We start from the raw sequence: 7,604 nt of genomic DNA on the forward strand, positions 1-7,604 counted from the left end.
CGGCTGGGCGCCCGACGGCAACCGACTGCTCGTCGAGAGCGACGCGTCCGGCGTCAACCGTCCCGGCGTACTGGACCTCGAAACGGGCGAGACCGAGTGGTTCGGCGACGGCGAGCACGTCGAGGAGGCAGAGACGTTCCTCCCCGACGGCCGGCGGTTCGTCGCCTCTCGCAGTCGGGACGCGCTCTCGGTTCCCGTCGTGTACGACACCGAGACGGGCGAGTCCCGGGAGTTCGACCTGCCGGCGGGTGTCGCCCGCCTCGGAAAGTGGCCGAGCCGCGTCCTCGACGGGGACCGCGTGCTCGTCGCCCACGCGACGCCGACCCGGCCCGCGGAACTGCTCAGCTACGACCTCGCGAGCGACGAGACCACCCCGATCTTCGAGCGCGACCTCGGGCCGTTCGAGCCCGGGATGCTCGCCGACGTGACCTACGAGCGGGTGCCGTCCGACGGCGTGCCCGAGACGCCGCAGGCGGCCGTCGAGCACGAACCCGGCGAGGAGTTCGCGGTCGGGACGCTGTTCTGGGACGGCGGCGAGCGACCGTCGCCGCTGGTGGTGTTCCCCCACGGCGGCCCGGACCTCGCCAGCGAGCGGACGTTCCAGCCCTACGTCCAGTTCCTCTGTCGCCGGGGGTACTCGGTGTTACAGGTGAACTACCGGGGATCCACCGGCCGTGGTCGGGCGTTCCGCCGCGCGCTCCACGGGGACTGGGGCGGCGCCGAACAGGGCGACATCGCCGTCGCCGTCGAACACACGCTGGATCGGTACTCGTTTCTCGACGAGGACCGCGTCGCGGTGTACGGCGGCTCCTACGGCGGCTACAGTGCGGCGTGGCAGATGGTCCAGTTCCCGGATCTCTACGACGCGGGCGCGGTCGTCGTCGGGATGACCGACCTCGAGGCGATGTACCGCGAGACGATGCCGCAGTTCCGGTCGGGCTTCCTCTCGACATATCTCGGGACGCCCGAGGAGAACGCCGAACTCTACGAGCAGCGCAGTCCCGTCACCCACGCCGAGAACGTCGACGCGCCGCTGCTGCTGGTCCACGGCGAGAACGACCCGCGCGTGCCGGTCTCACAGGCCCGGATCATGCGCGACCGGCTGACGGCACTGGGCAACGAGACCGGACCGGACGGGACGGTCGAGTACCACGAACTCGCCGACAGCGGTCACTGGGGCGCCACGGACGGCGTGCCTGAGCCGCTGGCGATCGTCGACGAGTTCCTCGACCGCCGGCTCCGCCGCTGACGCTTCTCCGACCCTCCATTCGCCCGCGCTGACGCCGACCGCACCGACGCTCCCGGCCCCCCTTTCGGTCGCTATCGCTTGCCACCTTCCGAACTATCTGAACAGTCGTTCATACCGAAACAGCTATCTGAACACTTGCTCAAGCAGTTCTCGATGAGCGACACCCAACCGCGCCTGCGACGGCGGATCGAGGACGAGGTGGGCGAGTGCTGTGACGCCGACGTCCGGGAGCGTCTCGCCGAACTCGACGACCTCGCGGCGTCGGCGAGCGACGGCGGCCGCGACGCGTTCGCCGCGCTGGGGAACGAGACGCGCCACCGGCTGACTCGCATCCTCTCCGCGGCCGACGGCGAACTCTGTGTCTGTGAGCTGGAGCCTGTCGTCGACGTGAGCGAGAGCGCGGTCAGTCACGCACTGGCCGATCTCGTCGAGGCCGGACTCGCGACCCGGCGGAAGGCGGGGAACTGGCGCTACTACGACAGCACCGCGCTCGCCGACGATCTGCTCGCGGTCGCCGACGGGGAGGCGGCGTGAGCGACTCGCTTGGCGTTCTGGACCGCTACCTCACGGTCTGGATCGGGCTGGCGATGGTGCTGGGCGTCGGCGTCGGTCGGTTCGCCCCGGGCGTCGTGGACGTGCTGAACGCGGTGACGTGGCACGGCACCAGCCTCCCCATCGCGCTCGGGCTGTTCGTGATGATCTTCCCGATCATGGCCGAGATCGACTACGGACGGGTGCCCAAGGTGACCCGCACGGCGCGGAAGGAGATCGGGCTGACGCTCGCGTTCAACTGGCTGATCGCGCCGTTCGTGATGTACGGGCTCGCGACGTTCTTCCTCGGCGGCCACCCCGAGTTCGTCACGGGGCTGATCCTCGTCGGGATCGCGCCCTGCATCGCGATGGTGCTGGTGTGGAACGAACTCGCGGCGGGCAATCAGGAGCTCTGTGCGGTCTGTGTCGGCGTGAACAGCCTGCTCCAGATCGCGCTGTTCGTCCCCTACGCGTTCCTGTTCCTGACGGTTATGCGCGGCACCGCGGTCGACGTGTCGATGTCGCTGATCGCCCAGATGGTCGGCGTGTTCCTCGGCCTCCCGCTCCTGCTCGGCTACCTGACGCAGAAGGCCGCGTTCCGCACGATCGGCCGCGAGGCGTACTACGACCGACTCATCCCGCGAATCAGCCCGTTCGGGCTGCTCGGCCTGCTCTTTACGGTGGTGGTGATGTTCGCGCTGAAGGGCGACTACATCGTCGCCAACCCCGGGGAGATCGTGCTGATCGCGATCCCGCTGCTCGTCTTCTTCACCGGTCTGTGGGCGATGGCCTACGGCGCCAGCGCGCTGCTGGGGTTCTCCTATACCGAGAGCGTCAGCGTCGCGTTCACCGCCTCCTCGAACAACTTCGAGCTCGCGATCGCGGTCGCCGTCGCGGTGTTCGGCGTCGGCAGCAACGTCGCGCTCGCGACCGTCGTCGGGCCGCTGATCGAGGTGCCGGTGATGCTCGCGCTGGTCCGGGTGGCGCTGGCGACGAAGGACCGGCTGTTCCCCGAGAGCGTCGGCGTGAGCAGCCCGATTACGGGGGACTAATCGTGTCTGACTCTACCGACGGACGGGACGCCGACGCTACCGAGCCGACGACGGTCGCGTTCGTCTGCGTCCAGAACGCCGGCCGCTCGCAGATGGCGTACGCGTTCGCCCGCCGTGAGCGGGAGCAACGCGGTCTCGACGACCGGATCGACCTGTTAACCGGCGGGACACGACCTGCCGACCACGTTCACCCCGAAGTGGTCGACACGATGTCCGCAGTCGGGATCGACATCTCGGACCGGACCCCCCGCGAGATCACCGTCGACGAACTGCGGGCGAGCGACTACGCGATCACGATGGGCTGTTCGGCGGCGGAGGTCTGCCCCGCGGGCTGGGGCGGCGAGAGCCGCGACTGGGCGCTCGACGACCCGGACGGACGGCCGCCGGCCGAGGTGGCGGCGATCCGCGACGAGATCGCAGAGCGCGTCGCCGCGCTGTTCGACGAGATCGCCGAGTAGGCGGCGACGCTCCAGACCAGCGAAGCCGACCTCAGCGCCCGGAAACGACGGCGACGGTCAGCCGACACGCGAGCGTCACGGCGACTGCGACCAGCGCCCGCCCGCCGAGGCCGAGCGTGGCGCCGACCAGCGGCGCGACGCTGCTCGTCAGCGAGAAGAGGACGACCGTGGGCAGCACCCAGCCGACGATCGCGATCCACGACCCCGCCAGCGGCGCGAAACGGCCCGCCCCGGTTCGGAACTCCGCGACCGAATCGGTCGGGAGCAGCCAGCCGGCGACCGCGAGGAATGCCAGCAGTCCGATCGACAGCAGCAGGTCCGCGAGAGTGCCCGAAACGAACTGGAAGGCCCCGTTCGACAGCGCCAGCGCGCCCCCCGTCACTGCGAGCAGGAGCGAGACGAGCAGCGTCGCCCGTCGCCGCGGCACGCCGTACGTGTCGACGAGCGTCGCGACCGGCACTTCGAGGAGGCTGATGCCGCTGGTCACCGCCGCCAGCAGCACCGTCCCGAAAAAGGCCGTCGCGACGACGGGGCCGCCCGGCAGCGACCCGAATGCGCCAGCCAGCGCGACGAACAGCGCGCCCGGCCCGCCGCCGCCGGGGTCGACGCCCTGCGAGAACAGCAGCGGGATCACGACCAGCCCCGCGAGCACGCCGACGAACGTGTTCGATATCGCGATCGCGAGTGTGTCCCGTGGCAGCGACGTGTCGTCGTCGATGTAGGAGGCGTAGGTGAGCAGCGTCCCGGCGACCGCCGAGAGCGCGAACAGCGCCTGCCCGGCCGCGGGACCGAGCACCGACGGGAGGTTCGCCGCGAGGTAGCCTGCGTCGAACCGCAGGTAGTACTCGTACCCCGCCGCGGTACCCGGCTGGGTCGCCGTCCACGCCGCCAGCCCGACCAGCAGCACCGCGATCGCGGGCAGCATCACCTTCGAGACGCGCTCGATGCCGCGGTCCACGCCGAAGAAGACGATCCCGGCCACGATCCCGAGGAAGGCGAGGTGGAACCCCACCGCCGCCGGCCCGAACCCCATCGCGCCGAAGTACTGCTGTGGCTGTGCGAAGTACGCGCCCGTCGGCGACGCCAGCGTGTACCGGAGGATCCACCCGCCGACGACCGAGTAGAAGGAGAGGATCGCCAGCGTCGTGACGACGTTGAACGCGCCCAGCGCGCTCCCCCACTTCGAGCCGATCAGCGAGCGGAACGCGCCGATCGGCGTCTGTCGGCCCCGCCGACCGAGGACGAACTCCGCCAGCAGCCCCGGAACGCCGACGCCGACGACGACGAGCAGGTACACCACGAGGAAGGCACTCCCCCCGTTCTCGGCGGTCAGCCACGGGAACCGCCAGACGTTGCCCAGCCCCGCGGCGCTCCCCACGGAGGCGAGGACGAACCCGAGGCTCGATACCCACGTGTCTCGATCGGCCATTGGTGAACAGAGGTGTACGACGGACACCGAAAGCGGTGTTGTTACCGGCGTACGCGGTCGTCAGCGGTCGAACACGACGGTGTACTGACGTGCGTGACGAATCGACCGATGCTTGGAGAGTCGGTCCGGGGTAGCTCCGCCCGCTCGGTTGCCCCCGCTGAGGCTCGGTCGGTATCTCGTTGAAATTTTAAATAATCCTTATAGTAGATTGGTAAACACTCACACACTACGCGCCGAGTTATGACGACTTGAGGACTATGACGCTCGCCGAGACCACACGCTACGACCCCGACCGAGTGCACCGACAGGGCGATCGCGCAGTCGTGCTGGGCGGCAGTATGGCCGGGTTACTGGCCGCACGCGTCCTCACGGACGCGTACGACGAGGTCCTCGTGGTCGAACCCGCCTCGATCACGTCGACGCCGGCGCCGCGGCGGGGCGTCCCGCAGGGCCACCACGTGCACGTCCTGCTGGAGGCCGGCCGGGCGACGATCTGTGACCTCTTCCCGGGCTACGGCGAGGAGTTGATCGACGCCGGCGCGCTGATCATCAACGTCGGCGAGGACCTCGAGCAGTACGAGGCGGGCGGGCTTCTGGCCTCGCCGGCGACGCGGATGGAGATGTACTGTGCGAGCCGGCCGCTGCTCGAGGGGGTCGTACGGGACCGGCTGACGGCGCTCGACGGCGTCGAACTCCGGGAGGAGTGCCAGTTCGTCGACTACCGAACGGACGACAGTGCCGCCCGCGTCGAAGGCGTTCGTATCCGTGAGCGCGGCGACACCGAGACGGTACCGGCAGATCTGGTCGTCGACGCGACCGGCCGGACCAGCCGGACGCCGCAGTGGTTGGCCGACAACGGGTACGAGTCGCCGCCCACCGTCGAGGTCGACATCGACTTCACGTACAGCACGATCCGGATCGACCGGCCGCCCGGCGATCGCCGGATGCTGTTCGCGCCGCAGTCGGCGCCTCGGACCCACGGCGGGGCGGCGTTCCCCGTCGAAGGGGGCGAGTGGCTCGTCACGCTCGGCGGGATGCACGACACCGACCCGCCGTCGACGGTCGCGGGGTTCGAGTCGTTCGCCGACGAGCTCCCGATCGACGGGATCCGGGAGCTGGTCGCCGAGCGCGAGGTCGTCTCCGACGGCGTCGATCGCTACCCGTTCCCGTCGAACCGACGCCGTCGGTACGCGGCGCTCGACGGCTTCCCCGAGAACCTCGTCGTGACCGGCGACGCGATCGCGAGCTTCAACCCGATCTACGGGCAGGGGATGTCGGTCGCCGCACTGGAGGCGGTGCAGCTCCACCACCTGCTCGCGTCCGGCGCCACCGACGCGATCGGCCCTCGGTTCTTCGCGGCCGCCGAGGACGTCGTCGACATCGCGTGGTCGATGGCGGTCGGCGCCGACAGCGAGTTCGAAGCGACGACCGGTCCGGCGCCGACCGGCGCCGGCCTGTTCAACAGATACCTGTCCCGACTGGTCAGCCGCGCACGGACCGACAGCGCCCTCGCCGAGGAGTACTACCGCGTCGTCGGGATGGAGAAGCCGCCGACAGCGTTGCTCCGCCCGCGGAATGTGTGGCGGACGGTTCGGCCCTGACCTCCGGACGCGACACACAATTCACGATGAGCCGAAATACCGACGCGAACGCACCGCTACCGGACGTAGAGGGGATCGAGCGAACCACCCGCGAGGTGAACGGCGTCTCGCTGCACGTCGTCGCCGCCGGCTCGACGGACGCGCCGCTCGTGGTGTTGCTGCACGGCTTCCCGGAGTTCTGGTACGAGTGGCGGGAGTACGTCGGGCCGCTCGTCGAGGCGGGGTACCGCGTGCTCGTGCCCGACCAGCGGGGGTACAACTGGAGCGAGAAACCCGACGGGGTCCGCGCCTACCGGATCACCGAACTCTCCGGCGATATCGTCGACCTGATCGCCAGCGAGGGCCGGGAGCGCGCCCACGTCGTCGGTCACGACTGGGGTGCGGCGGTCGCGTGGGACCTCGCGCTGCGACACCCCGACTCGGTCGACCGGCTCGGAATCGTCAACGTCCCGCACCCGACGGTGTTCGAGAGCACCCTCCGGTCGAACCTCACCCAGATGCGGAAGAGCTGGTACATGTTCTTCTTCCAGCTCTCCGGGCTGGCGGACTGGTACGCGGGGCGCAACGAGTACGAGTTCATGGTCACCGCGATGGCGGAGGGGTCGAACCCCGGGACGTTCGAGGAGACGGACTTCGAGCGCTACCGTCGTGCGTGGTCGGAGCCGGACGCGCTGCCCGCGATGCTGAACTGGTACCGGGCGCTGTTCCGGCACAACGACGAGCCGCCCCGGGAGACGGTGACCGCCCCGACGCTCGTGCTCTGGGGCGAGAACGATCAGGCCCTGATCCCGGAGATGGCGCCCCGTAGCGTCGACTACTGTGAGGACGGCCGGCTCGAGCGGTTCCCCGACGCGACACACTGGCTCCCGCACGAGCGGCCCGACCGCGTGATCGACTCCCTCCTCACTCACTTCGAGTCCTGAAACCCGCCGAACGGCGTCGACGGCGACGCCTCGGCGCGCGGAACGCCGCCAGATTCCCAGCTACGTCTCCGGCTCCGGAGCCAGCCCGAGCGCCCACAGCAGCCGGTCGTTCGCGGCCCGGTCCTTCACCGCGACGCGGACGTGGCTGTCCAGGCCCCGGAAGCTCCGGGCGTCGCGGAGCACGACCCCGCGTTCGCGAGCCCGTTCGAGCAGCGCGTCGACGCCCACGTCGCCCGCGTCGAACAGCAGGAACGGCGCGTCTGACTGCCGGACGTCGAACCGTTCGGCGATCGCCGCCCGCAGGCGTTCGCGCTCGTCGGCGACGCGCTCGCGCGTGGCCGCGACGAACGCCTCGTCGGCG

General features: G+C 70.0%; 8 protein-coding genes. 6 read left to right on the plus strand and 2 right to left on the minus strand.

Annotation, left to right across the window (positions count from 1 at the left end; genetic code table 11):
* The 4 genes from ACFR9S_RS00800 to ACFR9S_RS00815 form a co-directional block, all read left to right on the plus strand.
* Positions 1–1,249 (plus strand): S9 family peptidase (locus ACFR9S_RS00800; protein ID WP_379817755.1); only part of this gene is annotated, 1,249 nt, incomplete at its 5' end.
* 153 nt (positions 1,250–1,402) lie between these two features.
* Entirely contained in the window at positions 1,403–1,783 is a 381-nt protein-coding gene (locus tag ACFR9S_RS00805) for an ArsR/SmtB family transcription factor (protein ID WP_379731423.1), read from the plus strand.
* Complete coding sequence (arsB, locus tag ACFR9S_RS00810; RefSeq protein WP_379731424.1) at positions 1,780–2,832, plus strand: ACR3 family arsenite efflux transporter; 1,053 nt, start codon at positions 1,780–1,782, stop codon at positions 2,830–2,832. Before ACFR9S_RS00805 ends, arsB begins: the two co-directional genes overlap by 4 nt.
* A gap of 2 nt (positions 2,833–2,834) precedes the next feature.
* The gene (locus tag ACFR9S_RS00815) at positions 2,835–3,290 is read left to right on the plus strand and encodes an arsenate reductase/protein-tyrosine-phosphatase family protein (protein WP_379817757.1); all 456 of its coding nucleotides are present in this window, start codon (positions 2,835–2,837) and stop codon (positions 3,288–3,290) included.
* 31 nt (positions 3,291–3,321) lie between these two features.
* Here the strand turns inward: ACFR9S_RS00815 and ACFR9S_RS00820 are convergent, their stop codons facing one another.
* Positions 3,322–4,719 (minus strand): sodium-dependent transporter, encoded by a 1,398-nt coding sequence (locus ACFR9S_RS00820; protein WP_379817759.1) that lies wholly within the window; start codon positions 4,717–4,719, stop codon positions 3,322–3,324.
* Positions 4,720–5,057: 338 nt separating this feature from the next.
* Between ACFR9S_RS00820 and ACFR9S_RS00825 the strand changes: the two genes are divergently transcribed.
* Together ACFR9S_RS00825 and ACFR9S_RS00830 are read left to right on the plus strand one after the other, a co-directional pair.
* Positions 5,058–6,320 (plus strand): FAD-dependent oxidoreductase, encoded by a 1,263-nt coding sequence (locus ACFR9S_RS00825; protein ID WP_379817761.1) that lies wholly within the window; start codon positions 5,058–5,060, stop codon positions 6,318–6,320.
* Positions 6,321–6,346: 26 nt separating this feature from the next.
* The gene (locus ACFR9S_RS00830; RefSeq protein ID WP_379732155.1) at positions 6,347–7,243 is read left to right on the plus strand and encodes an alpha/beta fold hydrolase; all 897 of its coding nucleotides are present in this window, start codon (positions 6,347–6,349) and stop codon (positions 7,241–7,243) included.
* Positions 7,244–7,303: 60 nt separating this feature from the next.
* Here the strand turns inward: ACFR9S_RS00830 and ACFR9S_RS00835 are convergent.
* Positions 7,304–7,604 (minus strand): aminotransferase class I/II-fold pyridoxal phosphate-dependent enzyme (locus ACFR9S_RS00835; protein WP_379817763.1); only part of this gene is annotated, 301 nt, incomplete at its 5' end.

It is taken from the genome of Halolamina salina, from assembly GCF_042678005.1.
In the GTDB taxonomy this organism is placed as follows: Archaea; Halobacteriota; Halobacteria; order Halobacteriales; family Haloferacaceae; genus Halolamina; species Halolamina salina.